The sequence below is a fragment of the Helicobacter sp. MIT 01-3238 genome (assembly GCF_003364135.1).
Taxonomy (GTDB): domain Bacteria; phylum Campylobacterota; class Campylobacteria; order Campylobacterales; family Helicobacteraceae; genus Helicobacter_B.
In genome coordinates, this window is record NZ_NXLN01000030.1 from 1 (window position 1) to 17,661 (window position 17,661).

A 17,661-nucleotide genomic window follows, 5' to 3' on the forward strand; every position below is an offset into this window, starting at 1 on the left:
AATGAATAGACTTTGCTTCAAAGCAGGCAAAACCTTAAGCCTAACGCCACATTCTCTCTTGTTGGTGCTAGGAATGAGATTTTGCGCTATGGTTGTGGGGAGTGTAAGATGAAGTGCAGTTTCTTTAGAAAAATATCGCGATAACAAGTAAAGGCGTGGATTACTAAAGAAACTGCGCTTTGCTTGTTTTCTAAAGAAACTTCGCTACGCTTGTTTTGTGAGAAGTGCTTAGCATTCGTAGCAACTCGCCACGCCGTCATTGCGAGCAAGTCGAAAGACTTGCGTGGCAATCTACAAAAAAAAGAAATAGATTGCCACGATTACGCACTTTCGCGCGGAATCTCGCAATGACGAACAATCAACTCGTAATGAATAAAGACTTACCCACCCCCAAACCCCCTCCGCAAAGGGAGGGGGCTTTTAAAGAAGCAAACCAAATCAGCTTGTAATACTTCGACTTCTTGGCAAGTCTTAAGTATGGCAATATTTTGTTTGCGCTAAGGTGGTTTATCTAAGTGGTTTTTCAAATAGTTTTATGATAAGTGCAAAAATGGTTTTTCTAGGAAGCGTGATTGATTAAAGCATTTTTAAGTAGATTTTGGCTAAAATCTGTCCGCTCCTTTTTAGACCTATGCAAGGTGGCTTCTAGGCAACGCTTCAGGGTGGAAACACAGCAGAGCACTTGGATTTTGCCTGTGCCGTAGGTATCTAAAGAGGGGTTTTGCTTTTGAAAATCTTATAAAATCCAAAAACTACTTTTTATAAACTTACACTAACTTAACATTGCGTTTTTACCAAATAGAATCTTTATCGTGTTTATTTTCTAAATAAACTTCACTTTTTATAAAGCAAATCGTGGCAGTCAAAAATCTCATCAAGTTCATCATTGCGAGCGAGGAAGGCGAGCGTGGCAAAACAAGCGTAGCGCAGTTTCTTTAGTAATCCAAAATCAAATACGATTGATGCAGAAAATGGATTGCCACGACTTGACTTCGTCAAGTCTCGCAATGACGGGGCGTGGTGGATTGCCACGAGAATCCTTGCGGATTCTCTCGCAATGACGGCGTTGTAGATTGCCACGCTCGCTTTGCTCGCTCACAATGACGATTGGTTGTCATTGTTTACAGATTTTGCATTGTGTGCGTGGGGTGCGACTTTAAAGTCCCCTCCCTTAGAGTAAGCGCGTTTGGCTTCTTTAAGCCCCCTCCCTCTGCGGAGGGGGTTTGGGGGTGGGTATCTTTTGCATTAGCAAAGCGCGGAAAAATTCGTCATTGCACACTGATTTTGCATTGTGTGTCAATTTTTCGTCATTGCGAGAATTTGACTTGTCAAATTCGTGGCAATCCAAATGCCGCTTTATCATTGCGAAATTCCGCTTGAGAGTGCAGAATCGTGGCAATCTATCAAGTGTTATCGCCCTTTTGTGCGCTAATGTTTTTTCTTTGATTTTATGGATTGCCGCGCTCACTTCGTTCGCTCGCAATGACGATTGGGCGTGGATTACTAAAAAACTTCGGCTTCATTTTGGATTGCCACGCAAATGCTAACGCATTTGCTCGCAATGACGGCGTGGTGGCTACCACGAGAATCCTTGCGGATTCTCTCGCAATGACGAGCTTTTGGATTGCCATATCTTGCCCAAAAGGCAAAACTCGCAATGACAAATAAAGGCGTGGCAATCGGCTTGCTATTTCCACGATTTTTGACTTCTTTTGTCGTTTTACCACTTCACATTACTTCTTACCACATTACTTTTTGCCACATTATTTCTTGCCGTTTTATTTCTTGCTATTTCCTGCGACTTCTCAAAAAGATTGCAAAAATACTATGAAAACACATTAGATATTTTTGTGGTTTTTATTTTTTACAAGTGCATATTTTGGGGTGCATTTTGCCTTTAGATTTTGCTAGATTTTGTAGAATTTTGACAATATTTGTGGATAAAAGTTTTGAGAAAAAAACTTCATATTTTTTGCCAAAATGCGCATAAAGCTATTGATACAGCGATATTTCATAGATATATTCTATTTCTATTTATTCTACATAAATGCACACAAACTTTGCAAAATCTTAACAATTTTTTCGCAAAATTCCCAACTTTTTGATAAATTGTTATTGATTTATATTATAATTTCTCATCGCTTTTTTGAGAATGCCACTCTACATTTGTTTTTGGGGATATGCTAGATTTCGCAAGCAAGTGATTTGTAGATTTTATGCCTAGATTCTAAGGTTTTGTGCGTGTTTTTGGGGCGAGATTTTATGTCTTAGATTCAAGTCTTGGAAAGGAGAGATTATGCGAGACGAGAGTATTATTGAGAGCTACACGGGCGTTACCAAAGAGCGCAAAAAAAGCAGAATGCCCGCCGTGCTAGATTTTTGGCAAAGTGCCACAGGGCTGTTTTTGGGGTTGTTTATGATTGCTCATTTGTTTTTTGTATCGAGCATACTTATCAGCAAAGAGGCAATGTTTACGATTACCAAAATGTTTGAGGGTAGCTTCATCTTTGGCGAAGCTGGCAAGCCCGAAATCGTGGCATTTATAGCGGCTATTGTGATTGTTGCGTTTGTGGCGCACGCGTTTTTGGCGATGAGGAAATTCCCTATCAACTACCGCCAATTCATCAAGCTAAAAACACACAAAAACTTGATGAGGCACGGCGATACGACATTGTGGGCGATACAGGCTTGCACAGGATTTGCGATGTTTTTCCTTGCTATGCCACACCTTTTTGTCAATCTCACTCAACCTGAAAACATAGGACCACTTACTTCTTCATTCCGCTTCGTTCAGCAAAACTTTTGGCTACTTTACATTTTCCTACTTTTTGCAGTCGAGCTACACGGCTCTATCGGGCTATATCGCCTTTGTATCAAGTGGGGTTGGTTTGAGGGACTAGGGCTAAAGACATTGCGCTCTATCAAGTGGGCTATGTCTGTGTTTTTTATCGTGCTTGGTATATGCTCTTTTGCCGCGTATGTCAAAATCGGGCTAGATTTAGACCCGCACAAAAGCATACACGATTATAGAGTGATAGATGAACAAACACAAGGAAAAGGAGAGTAGATGAAAGTAGTATATTCAGACGCGTTAATCATCGGTGGAGGCTTGGCAGGGCTTCGTGCAGCCGTAGCCGCAAGACAAAAAGGACTTAGCACGATTGTGCTTTCACTCGTGCCTGTGCGCCGTAGCCACTCTGCTGCTGCACAAGGTGGTATGCAAGCAAGTCTAGGCAACTCAAAAATGAGTGATGGCGATAATGAGGACTTGCACTTTGCCGACACGGTAAAGGGAAGCGACTGGGGTTGCGACCAAGATGTCGCTAGAATGTTTGTAACCACTGCGCCAAAAGCTATTAGAGAGCTTGCATCTTGGGGTGTGGCTTGGACGAGAATCCAAAAAGGCGATAGGACAGCGGTTATCAATGCGCAAAAAACCACGATTACCGAAGAGGACTTTAGGCACGGATATATCCACTCTCGCGACTTCGGTGGGACCAAAAAATGGCGCACTTGCTATACTTCTGATGCCACAGGACACTCTATGCTATATGCTGTGGCAAACGAAGCCTATAAGCACGGCGCAGATATACAAGACAGAAAAGAAGCAATTGCGCTTATCCACCAAGACGGCGTGTGCTATGGGGCTGTGGTAAGAGATTTGGAAAATGGCGAGCTAATCGCGTATGTATCAAAAGGCACACTTATCGCCACAGGTGGCTATGGCAGAATCTACAAAAACACTACCAACGCCGTAATATGCGAGGGCATAGGGCTTGCTATCGCGCTTGAAACAGGCATAGCAAAGCTAGGCAATATGGAAGCGGTGCAATTCCACCCAACTCCACTTTTCCCAAGCGGAATCCTACTTACAGAGGGTTGTCGTGGAGATGGTGGGCTTTTGCGCGATGTCGATGGCTATCGCTTTATGCCAGACTATGAGCCAGAGAAAAAGGAGCTTGCAAGCCGAGATGTCGTTTCCCGCAGAATGATTCAGCGAATCCGTGAGGGCAAGGGCGTAAAATCTCCTTATGGAGACCACTTGTGGCTTGATATTACGATTTTGGGTAGAGAGCATATTGAGCGAAATCTACGCGATGTCCAAGAAATCTGCGAAGTGTTTGCAGGGCTTGACCCCGCAGAGAAGTGGGCACCTGTCAAGCCTATGCAGCACTACTCAATGGGTGGAATCCGCACCAACTACAAGGGCGAGACTTACCTAAAAGGGCTATTTGCTGCGGGCGAAGCGGCGTGCTGGGATATGCACGGGTTTAACCGACTTGGTGGTAACTCTGTGAGTGAAGCGGTGGTAGCAGGTATGATTATTGGGGATTATTTCGCGCAGCATTGTGTGGATTCTCAAGCAAATATCCATACTTCTGTGCTTGAAAAATTTGTCCAAAAAGAGCAGGCTTACCTAGAATCTCTTGTAAACAATAGCGGTAGCGAAAATGTCTATGCTATCAAAAACGCTATGAAAGAGATAATGGAAGAAGATGTGGGGATTTTCCGCGATGGCAAAGGACTAGAAGACGCTGTGAAGCGACTAGAAGAGCTATATAAACGCGCTAAAAATATCGGCATCTCAAACAAAAAACTCCACAACAACCCCGAGCTAGAAGATGCCTATCGCACACCAAAAATGCTAAAACTAGCACTTTGCGTGGCAAAAGGCGCGCTTGATAGGACAGAATCTCGTGGGGCACACACACGCGAAGACTATCCAAAACGCGATGATGAAAAGTGGCTAAAGCGCACACTCACAAGCTGGGAAGACCCAAGCCAAACAATGCCTACGGTAACTTACGAGGAGCTTGACATTATGAAAATGGAGATTGCGCCCGGATTCCGTGGATATGGAGCAAAGGGTATGATTATCGAAAATCCGCTCTCTGCAAAGCGACAAGAGCAAATCGATAAAATCACTGCTGAAATCCAAGCTAAAGGTGGCGACAGATACGAGCTACAAGAAGCGTTAATGGAATTTAACTTGCAGCCAAAATACAAGGCTAGAAACCAACGACTAGGAGATAAGTAATGGAAAACAACAGCAAAAAAGGGAGAATCCTAACTATTCGTGCGCTTAAATTTGACCCAAAAAGCGCGGTATCTAAGCCACATTTTGCCGAGTATAAAATCGAAGAGACTGATTCTATGACGATTTTTATCGTGCTAAATATGATACGCGAAAATCAAGACCCTGATTTGAGTTTTGACTTTGTGTGTCGTGCGGGGATTTGCGGAAGCTGCTCTATGATGATAAATGGACGCCCAAGACTTGCGTGTCGCACGCTTACAAAAGACTTCCCTGATGGCGTGATTACGCTTATGCCATTGCCTGCGTTTAGACTTATCAAAGACTTGAGTGTCAATACAGGCGAGTGGTTTGCAGGTATGACAAAGCGCGTAGAAAGCTGGGTGCATACAAATGAGGAAGTGGATATTTCTAAGCTAGAAAAACCTATTGAGCCAAAAGAAGCTGATGAGGTGTTTGAGCTTGATAGATGTATAGAGTGTGGGTGCTGTATCGCTTCTTGCGCTACAAAGATAATGCGTGATGACTTCATCGGTGGTGCAGGTATGAATCGTATCGTGCGCTTTATGATAGATTCTCACGATAAGCGCAGTGATGAGGATTGGTATGAAATCGTGGGCGATGATGATGGCGTGTTTGGCTGTATGAGCCTAATCGCTTGCCACGACACTTGCCCTAAAAACTTGCCATTGCAAAGCAAAATCGCATATTTGCGCCGCAAAATGGTAAGCGTAGAGCAAGGCTCAAAGAAAGCAAACGCATAATGGCTTTTTTGGCTTGCCAAATCTGCCTAAAATCTCGCTAGAATCCGCTAGACTTTGCTTTAGGGCTAATGTGCTTTAGGGCAGGGTTTGGCGATTTTGGCGGGTTTGGGTGGGATTTGGTTGGCTATGTTTTGGTGTTTGTGCGGACTTTGCGCAAGTCGATAAACGAAGTAAGTAAAGAAGTTGATAAAAATCTTTGATTCTACACTATTAAGATTTTGGCTAAGATTTTGGTAAGTCATTTTGATGATTTTTCATAAAATCTGGCAAAGATAAATTCTATAAAATTCTAAAAACTTCTCTAAAATTCCTGCCCAAATTTTTTGACATAAAAAACTTACTACAAAATTTTTGCAAAAATTTTCCCCCACTGCGACATTTCACAGCACTTATGCTAAATCATCACTAACCACTTACAAGCAAAAATCACTAGCCTAAAACCTATATGTAGTTGTAGCTATATTTACTTTGTGGGTATATATTTCCTTGCAATCCATTACTAATAAGGAGAATCTATGCCTAAAATCTATTTAGCTTTTGTAATATTTGTAGCGATATTTTTTGGTGGTTGTGCAAGCTATTTTATCACACCAAAGGGTGAAGTGGTGTTTGAAAAGGGCGTGCAGATTTTGCGCTCTGCAAAGCCACTATCCAAAGTCCAAGCCGAGCTAGCACAAAAAGATTTGCAAGATAATGTCGTGGTGGTGCATATAAGTGCGGAGCTACTTGGTGGCAAACCTTTGATTTTTGGCACGGACGCTATAAGTGCGAGATTTGAGGGCAAGCCGCTTAGGATTTACTCTTATGATAAACTGCGAAATAGTGAGCTTAATTTTATCGATATTTTGCAGTTTTATAATATCCCTACACCCACACCGAGCGTGCAACAAAACAATTTTTATAATATCTCGCCACTTTATTATTATGGCTATCAAGGATTTTTGTTTTATCCACCGATGATGAGTCCGTTTTTTAGCCAAAGTCCTAGCTCGATTGCCTATATGCAGGAGAAGCGCGGGGCTTTGAAAGTGTTTTTGATGAATTATTTGAGAGAATCTAGCCTAAAGCCAAATGCTAGGGCACAAGGCGGGTTTGTCGCTATCGCCAAAAAGGGCATAAACAAAAATGGAATCCTAGAGCTAAAAGTCCAAATAGGCGATGAGGAGCATACATTTTATTTTCGCATAAAAAAGAGAAAGAATATTTAGCGTTTTTGCGTGATAAGGAGGGGGTTTGGTTTTGGTGTAGCGATTAGTTTGATTATTGTGCCGTTTTGTTGCATTAGCAAATGTGGAATTGCCAAAAATCATAGAGCGTGGATTTTAAGAAGTGTGGATTTAGTGCAAAACAAATTTACACTAAATTTTTACTTGGCATAAACTTCCATAAGATTCTACAAGTTTGCAAACTTTCGCAAACCTCCGCAAAATCAATAAGCTCCCATAAATTTCCAACTTCTATAAACCCCTCCACAAGCAAAATCTAAACTACTTAAGCCTAGTTAAGCGGTGTGCCATCTTCTAGGGTTGTGCCACTCATACTTTCATCTAGGACAGATTTTATGCTTCTAAGCCCTGTGGGCTGGGTAAAGATAAAAATCTCTACGCGATTGTTGTTTTGCTGATTTTGGGCTGTGGTATTGGGTGCGGTGGGGCTAGATGAGCCGTGTGCAGAGTAGGATATATTGCTATGTGTCGCTCCGTTTTTAAATAGCCCCTCTGTTACCACCCTTGCGCGTGCTGCGGCTAAGTCATAGTTATCTCTAAAAGGCGAGCCTTTTGGCAAAGGTTTATCATCTGTGTAGCCGCGCACATCGATTTTGACTTCTTCTGGGAGTTTGTTTAGCACTTCAGCGATTCTGCGCACAGATAGGGCATTTTCATTGTGAGCTATGTCTGCTTTGCCCTGCTCAAAGGGAAGCGACACAGGTAGCCTAAGCACGATTCCTTGCTCGATTTGCTCTAGCACACCACCTTCTTGGATTACCATTTGCATTTGTGAGATAGAGCTTTGGCTAGCAAACGAGGGCGAAGAGCCATCAGAAGTATGAGGCATTTTGCCCTCTGTGGATTCTCGCACTTGCCCTGGGTCTGGCGGACGCTGGATAAGTGGCTGAAATGTAACGCTAGGCCTAGGCACATTAAACACATTTATCATCGCATCACTCATCGCTTTGGCTTTGGACGCATCGGTGTTTGAAATCGCCCAAAGAGCGATAAACAGCGCAAGCAATAGGGATAGAAAGTCCGCATAAGGAACAGCCCATTTCTCGCCTGCGGGGCATTCTTGTTGCTTTTGTTTTGCCATTTTTCGCCCTTTTTAGATTTACTTTTTAGACTTCGCTAGATTTTGCTAGCTAATTATTCAAATTGAGATACTCTAGGCACGCCCGGTGGCAAGAATCCAAATAGTTTTGCTTCTAGGTTGCGCGGGTTTTCGCCATTTGCTATACCAAGTATGCCTGCCATCATCATTTCTTTTTCTTTTATGATGTCCCCTGCGTTTGCTTTCATTTTGTTCCCCCAAGGTCCAAAAATCGCATACGCTGTCATAATCCCCGTAACCGTCGCCGTAAACGCCCCCGCAATACCCATAGCCATTGCCGTTGGGTCATCAAGTAGTTGCAAGGCAAGCATAAGCCCCAAAACCGCACCGACTAGCCCAAATGTCGGCGCAGACTCACCAGCCATAAGCCAATAATGCGCTGCGGTGTGATAATAATGCTCCATTTGCTCAATTTTAATCTCTAAGTCTTCGTGGACAGATTTTGCTTCGCGTCCGTCAATAACCATATTTAGCCCCTCACGCAAGAAGTCATCTTCTATCCCTGCTGCGCGCCCTTCTAGCGATAGTATCCCATCGCGTCTTGCTGCGGAGGATAGCTCTGTGATTTCTTTTACCCTTGAGGATAAATCCACTTTGGGAGGCATAAAGATGATTTTAAACTCTTTGAAAGCGGCTTTGACAGCGGAAGCGTGAGTGCCTGCCATAGCGGCAAACATCGTTGTAGGGATAATGATGATACACGAGCTTAGATGCACGACATGCAGAGGGTTTCCACCCTCAAGTATATCTCCCACCGAGATTGAAGCCACCGCTAAAACTAAGCCTAGAACTGAGGTTAAATCCATTTTTTCTCTCTTGTGTTGGGGTAGTTGCTTGCGCTAGATTTGAAGCTATTTCTAGCGATTGTAGCAAAAAGTATGCCAAAACATAGGGAAAATCAAGGAGTATTTGCTAGCTTTTTGTGATGAATTTTGCGCTTTATAAAGTGGCACAAAAAATAGGGCAAAATCAAGGATTTGATAGAATTTAGTGCTTTAGATTTTTGGGTTTTTTATTTTCTAGCGTTTTTTGATTTGGGGCTAGCTTTGAAGTGGGATTTGGATAAAAATTTTGGGAGATAAATTTTTAAATCATTTTGGAGGCAAATTTTAGCCAAATTTTTAAGACGATTTTGGAAGTAACTTAAAAATCAATTTGGCTAATCTTTTGTTTGTTTGATTTTTTCTAGCCATTCATTTAGTGTTTTTTCAAAGCCTTTTTGTGTGGACTCTACGAAATGCAAATCTTTGGTAAGATATTTTTGTGCCACCCATCCGCCGAAGTTGTGAGGGTATTTGTAGGATTTGGCGTGGGGGAGGATATTTGGTGCTATGGGTAGGACTTCGCCATCATTTATGGCTTTTATCGCTAAATCTATCGCAGTATAAGCGGTGTTAGACTTGGGGCAGGAAGCGAGGAAAATCACACATTGAGAGAGAATGATACGAGCTTCTGGATAGCCGATTTTGCCTACGGCTAGGAGAGTGGAGGTGGCTAGATTTAGTGCATTTGGATTGGCATTGCCTATATCCTCGCTAGCAAGTATGACAAGTCGCCTTGCGATAAATTCTGGGTTTTCGCCACCTGCTATTAGGCGAGCTAGGTAGTAGATACTAGCGTCTACATCGCTTCCGCGTATGGATTTTATGAGTGCGGAGGCTAGATTGTAGTGTGTGTCATCTTCGCTTGCTCCGTCATTTAGGCTAAATGGTCGCAGTGATTTTGCGCTTTGAAGTGTGATATGTGGGCTTAGGGCTAGGACTTCAAGTAGGTTTAGCATAGCGCGTGCATCGCCTGCGCTACTTGAGATAAGGTAATCAAACGCTTCTTTTGTGATTGTCCTATCTATGTTGTCTTTAGGGCTAGAATCCGCATTAGAATCTTGGCTAGATTGTGTGTTATTTTGCGGTGGATTATTTTGGGGTAGGCTACTTTGGGATTTTTCACTAAAATCTTGGCTAGAATCCTCATTGGAGTTTTGGCTAGGGTTTTGACTAGATTTTGCAATGTCAAATCCCAAAATCCCCAATGCCTTTGTCAAAATCTGCTCTAGTTCAAAATTTTTAAGTGGCTTAAACTCAAATAGTAAACTGCGAGAGCGAATAGCGTTTGTAAGTGTGTAGAAAGGATTTTCCGTGCTAGCCCCTAGCACAATAGCACTTTTCTCTTCCATTATCGGCAGTAGGGCTTCTTGCTGGGTTTTGGATAGTCTATGCACTTCATCGATAAACACTAGCGGGACAACAAGTGCATTTTCATAAGACTTTAGCTTGGTGCGGAGATTTTCTAGCTTGAAATTTGTCGCGTTAAACTCCAAAAAATCACTGCCTAGCTCGCTAGCGATGATTTTTGCTAAAGTTGTTTTGCCACTGCCCGGTGTCCCATAGAAAAAGCAGTGAGGGAGATTTCTAGCTTTTAGTGCTTCATATAGTGGCTTGCCATTGCCAAAGATATGGCTTTGCCCGACAAAATCGCTGATAGATTTTGGTCGCAGGGCAAGGGCTAGATTTTTCATCTCTTTTTTAAGGCTTGTGCGTGGCTTTTGTGAGATTTAGCGATAAAAATCATTGATGATGATATATCGCTCATTTTGTGGATTTTCTCTAAAAGAGATATATTTATCGGGGAAATGCCCTCTTAGCTTTTTTAGCGCGATAAAGGCTAGAATCCCATCTAGTGGCTTAGTCTGGGCTCTACCCTCTCGCTTGACTTCGTTTATGATTCCCACCAAATAAGCATCGATAGCATCTTCTTGGTTTTGCAAAAATTGTGCGATTTCTAGGCGGATATTGTATCCATAAGCAGGCTGAATCCAATTAAACAGCAAGTAAGAAATCGCTTTGTAGCGATAGCCTCTCTCACCGATAAGCAAGGCAGAATCCTCGCCGTCAATGTAGATAGATAGTGTTTGGTTGTCATAAAAGCCGACATTGACATTATCGATTTTATAGGGCGTGTAGCTTAGCATTTCTTGGATAAGGTTTTGGATTTCGCTAGCGACTTCCTCTTTGGTTTGGAATTTTTTTGTTTGCGTGGTGCTGGTGTTATCTGCGTTGTAGGGCTCATCATAGTTTGCATAGCTTTGATTTGTGTGGTTTTGTTTGCTACTCTCATAGTTTTTACTCTCATAGCTTGGCTCGCTAGATTCTAGGCTTGCAGAAGCGACAAACTCTGAGGCGTCAAAAAAGCCTTGATTATTTTGGTTGGGATTATTTTGACTAGAATTTGCTTGGCTAGAATTTGCTTGGCTAGATTCTTGGATATTTTGATTGCTTTGTGGGGTTTGGTTTTGCTGATAGTTTGCTTCTTGATGTTTTTGTGTGCTATCTAGCTGGGTAGATGAGTTTTTTAGGTTTGCTATGATGATAGCGTCTTTTTTGCCTATGCCTAGCACGCCTTTTGATTCGTATTGGACTACTTCATAGTCTAGCTCTGTTACGGAGCAGTCTAGCTCTAGGGCGGCTTTTGAGAGGGCTTCTTGCAGTGTGCTTGCAGTTACTTTTGTCATTTGGATTCTCCTTTTGGATTTTGTGAGGCGTGCTTGTGCTCTTTATGCTCTAAGATAGCTTTTTCTCGTTGTTTATCGATGATTTTGTTGATAGCGATTTGCATAATGATTGCAAAGATATTATTAACCGTCCAATACAGCACAAGCCCTGCGGGAAATGTGATTAGAAATATTGTAAAGATGACAGGTAGGAGCTTAAAGATTCTAGCTTGCATAGGGTCTAGGGTATTTGGCGTTAGGACTTGCTGTATATACATACTTATCCCCATCAAAATCGGCAGGATAAAATACGGGTCCATCACAGACAAATCGTGTATCCAAAAAATCCATTCGCTGTTTTTTAGCTCCACAGCATTGTATAGCACGCGATAAATCGCAAAAAACACAGGAATTTGCAAAAGTAATGGCAAACAGCCACCTAGCGGATTTGCCCCGTGCTTTTTGTATAGCTGCATAAGCTGGGCTTGCATTTTTTGCGGGTCGCCTTTGTATTGCTCTTGGATTTCTTTCATTTTGGGGGTTAAATCTTTTAGCTTTTGCATACTCATCACGCCTTTGTAGCTTAGAGGAAACAAAATAATCCTAACCACAAGTGTAACGCCGATAATCGCCCAACCCCAATTCCCTAGCAAACTATAAAGCCAATCAAGTAGCAAAAATACAGGTTTTGCAAAAAATGTGATAAGCCCATACTCTACGACATCAGTAAGCACGGGATAGATTTTGGCTAAGTCTCTATAATCTTTTGGTCCTACATAGCCCTCTAAGGAGGTATTAGAATCTAAAGTGATATATGGAATAGGATTTTTGGTATCGCTTGTGCCAAGAACTTGCACGGACAAGCCATTTTCATCACGCATAAAAAGTAGCGTAGTGAAGTATCTATCAGAGGCAGAGACAAATGGGACTTGGCTGAAGTTTTCGCCTGCGACTTTGGCGTCTTTGTCCTCGATTTTTTCGATTACGCCTTTTAGTCCGCCTTGCTTTAGCACTACTCCGTGGAAAGCATAGCCATCATCATCGGCTATGGGGCGAGAACCACTAGAGAGGAAATACACCTTTGGCTCGCTAAGGGCAATGTCTAGTTTGTATTTTAGCCCGTCTTCATCATAGATAAATTCTATGGTTTTGGTAATGGTAAGTGTGGGTAGTTTTTGGGTTAGGGTTAGAATCTGATTTTGTGTAGAATCTAACGAGATATTTTGAAGCGAAGAAGTGTAGGGTGTTTGTGTGGCTTGTGCATTTAGCGAAGCATCTAAAAAGCGCATTTCAAGTGGAAACACTGCATTTGGCGAGAGTAGCGGGAGCTTTTGGAGTGGTTGATTTGGCGAGCTAGCAAAGCCAAAAAGTCGCCCTAAATGTGTGAAAATCCCCTCTTGCTTGGGTGCGATAAATTTTTTGTCTTTGAGATAGACTTGAGCGATTCTACCCAAGTCATCAATCTCTACTTCTACACCACTTGATACAATCGTAGAGATTATTTCACGCTTGGTAGCAGGTGCTGTGGCTTGTGGAGAGGTTTGGGTGGTGTTTGTTTGATTTGGAGTTGGATTAGTGCTTGGCTGATTGGCTATGTTTGTTTGATTTGCCTGTGTGCTACTTTGTGTCGTGCTTTGTGTGGTGGCACTTTGTGTTTTTTGCTTTTGTGGGTCTTGGAAAAGTAGGCTATATACGATGATAAACACAAATGAAATAAGCACTGCAAGTAGCACTCTTGAATTCATATCATCTTTTCTCATTTTGGATTCTCCTTAATTAGTTTGGGATTATTATATATTTGGAAGTCTTTTTTTTGGCAATCATTTTTTGAAATAATGTGGAATCCGCTTTAGAATCTATTTTAGGGTTTGTTTTGGAATCTATTTGGGATTCTAGCGGGACAAGCCACACGCAAATGCGTGGGAATTTTTCGTATTTTTTCGCATTTGTGATAGCATTGCGTGAAGCTATGTTTTTTAGATTTGTAGAGATGATGGGATAGTCAAATCCACCACTGCAAAAAGGCTGGCAGCGCAAAATCCTCCACAAAGTAGTAACAAACGCGCTAAAAGGGGTGGAATGCCTAAAAGACAAATACGCGTAATGTGAGCAAGTAGGGTAGAAGCGACAGCTACGAGGAAGCAAGGGGGAAATAATGATTTTATAAAATCTAAAGGTAAATTTTAGTGCGATATAAGGAAAAGATTTTGCGCTAAAGGGTGCTTTTAGGCTATGTGAGTGTGTAAGCATTTGCAGAGAATCTAGCTTTGTATCATTTATATTTTTTATCATAGCTACTTTTAAACTCCCTTGTTTGTGTGTTTGATACTTGTTTGGATTATTTTGCGTGGTATTTTTGTGTTGTTTCTTGTGTGGTTTTTGTAGCTCTTTAGTTTTTCTAGTGCGAAGCCAAGCGTCATCTCAAAGCTTCGTTTTAGCTCGCTAAAGCTAAGCATATCTACCCCTGCTTTTGCTACAAAAATAATCCTAAATCCACGCTCAATCTCTCTAAAATCTTTTTGGTAATCCCTTAGTATTGCTTTGACTCGCCGTTTGATTTTGTTTCTAGTAACGGCATTGCCTATTTTTTTGCTGACGCTTAAGCCGATTTTGGATTCTTGGTGCTCTACTTTGGATTGTGCATTTTTTGACTCGCTAGATTTGTTAGGGAGCAAGTGGGGATTTTGTGGATTTGTCCGCTCTTTATACACATAGAGTGCAAATGACTTTCCATAGCGCAAGAATCCGTTTTTATACACGGTGTCAAACTCTTTTTTTGTTTTAAGTGTTTGCATTTTGTGCTTCTAAAATGAGTGATTAAACTTCTAGGATAATCTTGGCTAGTCTATTGGTAGTTTTGCGAGATTTGTGCTACTTTGGCAATGCTTCCGTGCTAAACCCGCTCTATGCACTAAAAGATTTCACAAATCTTTGCAAGACTTTGGCAAGATTTTACAAGTTTGCGCCAAGATTTGAAAAAATCCAAACCAATTAAAAACTTGTCAAAACTTGAAAACCACGCAATTTGCTACACGGCAAGTCTTTTGCGTCCTTTTGCTCTTCTAGCGTTTATGACACGGCGTCCGTTTTTGGTTTTCATTCTCTCTCTAAAGCCGTGAGTGCGCTTTCTGGGGGTGTTGTGAGGCTGGTAGGTTCGTTTCATACTTCTGTCCTTTATCCCAAGATTAAAAAATGGGAGCGATAAAATAAAACTGCGATTGTAGCAAACCTTATCTTATATAAACCTTGTGTTTGTGTTTTTTCAAAATTTTAGCGCGAAGTTTTTGTGCTTATTTTTGCCAAAATCACCCAAAAGTCCCCCAAAATCTGCTAATTTTTCCAAAGAAAACATAAATTTTTGTGAAATTTTTGTGCTTATCATTGTGATTGCGTATCAACATTTATTGTGTATAATGTGGGCTGACTTGGATTTACTCTCAAAGCAAGTCAAATCTACATTTTGGTAAAGGAGTTATTATGTCGTATTCATCGCGAATCATCAAGGCATTGCAGGATAAAAATCCCGCACAAAGTGAGTTTCATCAAGCTGTTAGCGAGGCACTAAGCTCGCTTCAACCATTGCTTGACAAAGAGCCAAAATATCAAAAACACAAGATTTTGGAGCGACTTACCGTCCCAGAGCGTTCGCTTATCTTTCGTGTGCCGTGGGTAGATGATAAGGGCGAAGTGCAGATAAATTATGGCTACCGTGTGGAGTTTAATTCTGCTATTGGACCATATAAAGGCGGGCTTAGATTTCACCCAAGTGTTACGCTTGGAATGCTGAAATTTCTAGGATTTGAGCAGGTGCTAAAAAATTCGCTAACCACGCTTGCTATGGGTGGAGGCAAAGGCGGAAGCGACTTTGACCCGCACGGCAAAAGTGATGGCGAAGTGATGAGGTTTTGCCAAAGTTTTATGAATGAGCTATTTCGCCATATCGGTGCGCATACTGATGTCCCTGCGGGCGATATAGGCGTGGGTGGTAGAGAAATCGGCTATCTTTTTGGGCAATACAAAAAACTAGCAAATCGCTATGAGGGCGTGCTAACGGGCAAAGGGCTAAATTGGGGTGGAAGCCTTGTGCGCCCTGAAGCCACAGGCTATGGCTGTGTGTATTTCGCTGAGGAAATGCTAAAAGAGAGAGGCGAAAATCTAGAGGGCAAAATCTGCACCGTTTCAGGTGCTGGGAATGTCGCAACCTACACCATAGAAAAGCTATATCAAGTCGGTGCAAAGCCTGTAACTGCAAGCGATTCTAAAGGAATGATATATGACAAAGATGGGATTGATTTGGCTCTGCTAAAAGAGATAAAAGAAGTCAAAAGAGAATCCCTAGAATCCTACCAAAAAGCCAAAAAAACAGCCCAATACACCCCTGCAAATCGCTATGAGAGCGGGTGCAATGGCGTGTGGAGTATCCCTTGTTTTGCTGCATTTCCAAGTGCTACCCAAAACGAGCTAAGCGCGAAAGATGCCAAAATCTTGCTAGAAAATGGCTGCAAATGCGTAAGCGAGGGGGCAAATATGCCCTCCACAAATGAAGCGATTGATTTGTTTCTAAAAGCAAAGATAGCTTATGGACCGGGCAAAGCTGCAAATGCTGGTGGTGTGTCTGTGAGTGGGCTAGAAATGGCGCAAAATGCAAGTATGAATGCTTGGACTTTTGAAGAAGTGGATGGGCGTTTGCATCGTATTATGAGTGATATTTATCAAAATGCTTCAAACACTGCAAAAGAGTTTGGAGAGCCTACCAATCTCGTAATGGGTGCAAATATCGCAGGATTTCGCAAAGTGGCAGATGCGATGATAGACCAAGGTGTGGTATAAAGCATAACGCGTAAAAAAATACACCAAGTTTTTATGCCAAAAACTCACACCAAAACTTCGTGCTAATAGATTTTGTATTTGCACGCGTCTTGCTAAAGGTGGCGTGAAATCTGCGTAGCGTGAAATCTATAAATATGATTTTGCGCTAGAGTAATGATTTTTGGTGCGAAAATTTAGTGGCTTTTGGTGTTTGGATTTTTGGGCTAGATTTAGGTATTTTTAGCTTTTGTGAAATGCGTTTTACACAAGGAGTGTAGCAATGGATATAAATGGCGAAATGACACAAAATCTATTTTTGATTTTTGGCTCTATGAGTGGGCTAGATTTTGCCAAATTTGTCATCGTAGGGCTTATAGCAGGCATTGCTGCGGGGAGTTTTGGGATTGGTGGGGGGATTATCATCGTGCCTACGATGATGTTTTTGGGGCTTCCCATCACGCACGCGATAGCAATGTCAATAATGCAGATGATTTTTTCATCGATATTTGGCTCTTATATCAACTACAAAAAGCGCAATTTTGATTTAAAAGACGGCATATTTATCGGTATAGGCGGGCTTATCGGGGCGAGCTTTAGCGGGATTTTGCTAAGTGTGCTTAGTGATGTGGTGATAAACGCACTTTTTTTATCCCTAAATCTTGTAGCATTTTATCGTTTTGCATTCAAAATCAAACCTCAAGTGAGTGCCACACCGCCAAATCTCACAACTTTGAAAAAGAATGTGATTTTGATATGTGCTGGTATGGTTACAGGGGTGTTTGCTATCTCGCTAGGTATCGGTGGGGGATTGCTTATTTCACCGATTTTGGCGTATTATCTAGGCTATGATTCTAAGAAAGTCGTGCCTTTGTCGCTATTTTTTGTGATATTTTCCTCTGTGTCTGGGACGGCTTCGCTGTATCGTGCAGGAGTGCTAAGCGCGGAAGCTATGCAAGGTGGGCTAAGTATCGGGCTAGCTTCACTTGTGGGTGTGGCAGTGGGGATTTATCTAGTTGGCAAAGTCTCTGGTGCTTTTCATAGAAACGCACTTATTTGTATCTATATCTATGCGATTTGTTTGATGAGCTACAAACTTGGGGAGAAAATCTTTGTGTGATTGGTGGTGGGATTTTTGGGTTTGTAATGTGTGAGTAATTTTGTCTGCTAGAAAGTGTGTGGTGTCATATCATTTTACAAATTTTTAGCGTAAATATAGATTCACGCAAATCGCGTGAATCTTG

General features: G+C 41.9%; 19 protein-coding genes, 1 other RNA gene and 1 pseudogene. 8 read left to right on the forward strand and 13 right to left on the reverse strand.

Annotation, left to right across the window (positions count from 1 at the left end; genetic code table 11):
* Window positions 1-311: 311 nt before the first annotated feature.
* A complete protein-coding gene (locus tag CQA40_RS11255; RefSeq protein WP_181882904.1) occupies window positions 312-449 on the forward strand; it encodes a hypothetical protein in 138 nt (45 codons plus the stop codon).
* Between the two features lie 171 nt (window positions 450-620).
* Window positions 621-718: signal recognition particle sRNA small type (ffs, locus tag CQA40_RS09310), an RNA gene on the forward strand.
* A gap of 116 nt (window positions 719-834) precedes the next feature.
* On the opposite strand, the gene CQA40_RS09315 is transcribed toward ffs, so the two are convergent.
* The 3 genes from CQA40_RS09315 to CQA40_RS10905 form a co-directional block, all read right to left on the reverse strand.
* Window positions 835-1,080, reverse strand: a complete 246-nt coding sequence (locus tag CQA40_RS09315) for a hypothetical protein (protein WP_147290193.1) — start codon at window positions 1,078-1,080, stop codon at window positions 835-837.
* A 115-nt stretch (window positions 1,081-1,195) separates the two neighbouring features.
* Entirely contained in the window at window positions 1,196-1,468 is a 273-nt protein-coding gene (locus CQA40_RS09320; RefSeq protein ID WP_147290194.1) for a hypothetical protein, read from the reverse strand.
* Window positions 1,449-1,727, reverse strand: coding sequence for a hypothetical protein (locus CQA40_RS10905; protein WP_147290195.1), 279 nt, complete (start codon window positions 1,725-1,727; stop codon window positions 1,449-1,451). Before CQA40_RS10905 ends, CQA40_RS09320 begins: the two co-directional genes overlap by 20 nt.
* Window positions 1,728-2,296: 569 nt before the next feature.
* On the opposite strand from CQA40_RS10905, the gene CQA40_RS09330 reads away from it, so the two are divergent.
* Genes CQA40_RS09330 through CQA40_RS09340 form a run of 3 tightly spaced genes read left to right on the forward strand, consistent with a single transcriptional unit; the run spans window position 2,297 to window position 5,799 of the window.
* Window positions 2,297-3,067 (forward strand): fumarate reductase cytochrome b subunit, encoded by a 771-nt coding sequence (locus tag CQA40_RS09330; RefSeq protein WP_023927268.1) that lies wholly within the window; start codon window positions 2,297-2,299, stop codon window positions 3,065-3,067.
* Complete coding sequence (locus CQA40_RS09335) at window positions 3,068-5,038, forward strand: fumarate reductase flavoprotein subunit (protein WP_023927269.1); 1,971 nt, start codon at window positions 3,068-3,070, stop codon at window positions 5,036-5,038. It abuts the gene before it with no gap.
* Window positions 5,038-5,799 carry a fumarate reductase iron-sulfur subunit gene (locus CQA40_RS09340; RefSeq protein WP_023927270.1) on the forward strand — a complete coding sequence of 254 codons (762 nt, stop codon included), beginning with the start codon at window positions 5,038-5,040 and terminating at the stop codon, window positions 5,797-5,799. The genes CQA40_RS09335 and CQA40_RS09340 overlap by 1 nt, the downstream gene beginning before the upstream one ends.
* Before the next feature lie 65 nt (window positions 5,800-5,864).
* Here CQA40_RS09340 and CQA40_RS11260 read toward each other — a convergent pair whose 3' ends face one another.
* Window positions 5,865-6,041, reverse strand: a complete 177-nt coding sequence (locus CQA40_RS11260; protein WP_181882905.1) for a hypothetical protein — start codon at window positions 6,039-6,041, stop codon at window positions 5,865-5,867.
* 273 nt (window positions 6,042-6,314) lie between these two features.
* Here CQA40_RS11260 and CQA40_RS09345 point away from each other — a divergent pair, with 273 nt between their 5' ends.
* Entirely contained in the window at window positions 6,315-7,007 is a 693-nt protein-coding gene (locus tag CQA40_RS09345) for a hypothetical protein (RefSeq protein ID WP_115520576.1), read from the forward strand.
* A gap of 289 nt (window positions 7,008-7,296) precedes the next feature.
* On the opposite strand, the gene motB is transcribed toward CQA40_RS09345, so the two are convergent.
* The 9 genes and pseudogenes from motB to rpmH form a co-directional block, all read right to left on the reverse strand.
* Complete coding sequence (gene motB / locus CQA40_RS09350; protein ID WP_023927272.1) at window positions 7,297-8,106, reverse strand: flagellar motor protein MotB; 810 nt, start codon at window positions 8,104-8,106, stop codon at window positions 7,297-7,299.
* Window positions 8,107-8,159: 53 nt separating this feature from the next.
* Complete coding sequence (motA, locus tag CQA40_RS09355; RefSeq protein WP_115520577.1) at window positions 8,160-8,930, reverse strand: flagellar motor stator protein MotA; 771 nt, start codon at window positions 8,928-8,930, stop codon at window positions 8,160-8,162.
* Window positions 8,931-9,283: 353 nt separating this feature from the next.
* Entirely contained in the window at window positions 9,284-10,165 is an 882-nt protein-coding gene (locus CQA40_RS09360; RefSeq protein ID WP_408941421.1) for a hypothetical protein, read from the reverse strand.
* A pseudogene (locus CQA40_RS11890) lies at window positions 10,142-10,639 on the reverse strand (AAA family ATPase); the annotation flags it as partial. The pseudogene CQA40_RS11890 and the gene CQA40_RS09360, both read right to left, overlap by 24 nt.
* A gap of 36 nt (window positions 10,640-10,675) precedes the next feature.
* Window positions 10,676-11,632, reverse strand: coding sequence for a Jag N-terminal domain-containing protein (locus CQA40_RS09365; RefSeq protein WP_115520579.1), 957 nt, complete (start codon window positions 11,630-11,632; stop codon window positions 10,676-10,678).
* Window positions 11,629-13,371: a membrane protein insertase YidC gene (gene yidC / locus CQA40_RS09370; protein WP_115520580.1), complete on the reverse strand. Its 1,743-nt coding sequence runs from the start codon at window positions 13,369-13,371 to the stop codon at window positions 11,629-11,631. The genes CQA40_RS09365 and yidC overlap by 4 nt, the downstream gene beginning before the upstream one ends.
* 16 nt (window positions 13,372-13,387) lie before the next feature.
* Complete coding sequence (yidD, locus tag CQA40_RS09375; protein WP_258864532.1) at window positions 13,388-13,903, reverse strand: membrane protein insertion efficiency factor YidD; 516 nt, start codon at window positions 13,901-13,903, stop codon at window positions 13,388-13,390.
* Between the two features lie 8 nt (window positions 13,904-13,911).
* Window positions 13,912-14,406: a ribonuclease P protein component gene (gene rnpA, locus CQA40_RS09380; protein WP_115520581.1), complete on the reverse strand. Its 495-nt coding sequence runs from the start codon at window positions 14,404-14,406 to the stop codon at window positions 13,912-13,914.
* Between the two features lie 233 nt (window positions 14,407-14,639).
* Window positions 14,640-14,774 (reverse strand): 50S ribosomal protein L34, encoded by a 135-nt coding sequence (gene rpmH, locus CQA40_RS09385; RefSeq protein ID WP_034560283.1) that lies wholly within the window; start codon window positions 14,772-14,774, stop codon window positions 14,640-14,642.
* A 314-nt stretch (window positions 14,775-15,088) separates the two neighbouring features.
* Between rpmH and gdhA the strand changes: the two genes are divergently transcribed.
* Window positions 15,089-16,441, forward strand: coding sequence for an NADP-specific glutamate dehydrogenase (gene gdhA / locus CQA40_RS09390; RefSeq protein ID WP_115520582.1), 1,353 nt, complete (start codon window positions 15,089-15,091; stop codon window positions 16,439-16,441).
* Window positions 16,442-16,751: 310 nt separating this feature from the next.
* Window positions 16,752-17,537, forward strand: a complete 786-nt coding sequence (locus CQA40_RS09395; protein ID WP_115520590.1) for a sulfite exporter TauE/SafE family protein — start codon at window positions 16,752-16,754, stop codon at window positions 17,535-17,537.
* Window positions 17,538-17,661: the final 124 nt, after the last annotated feature.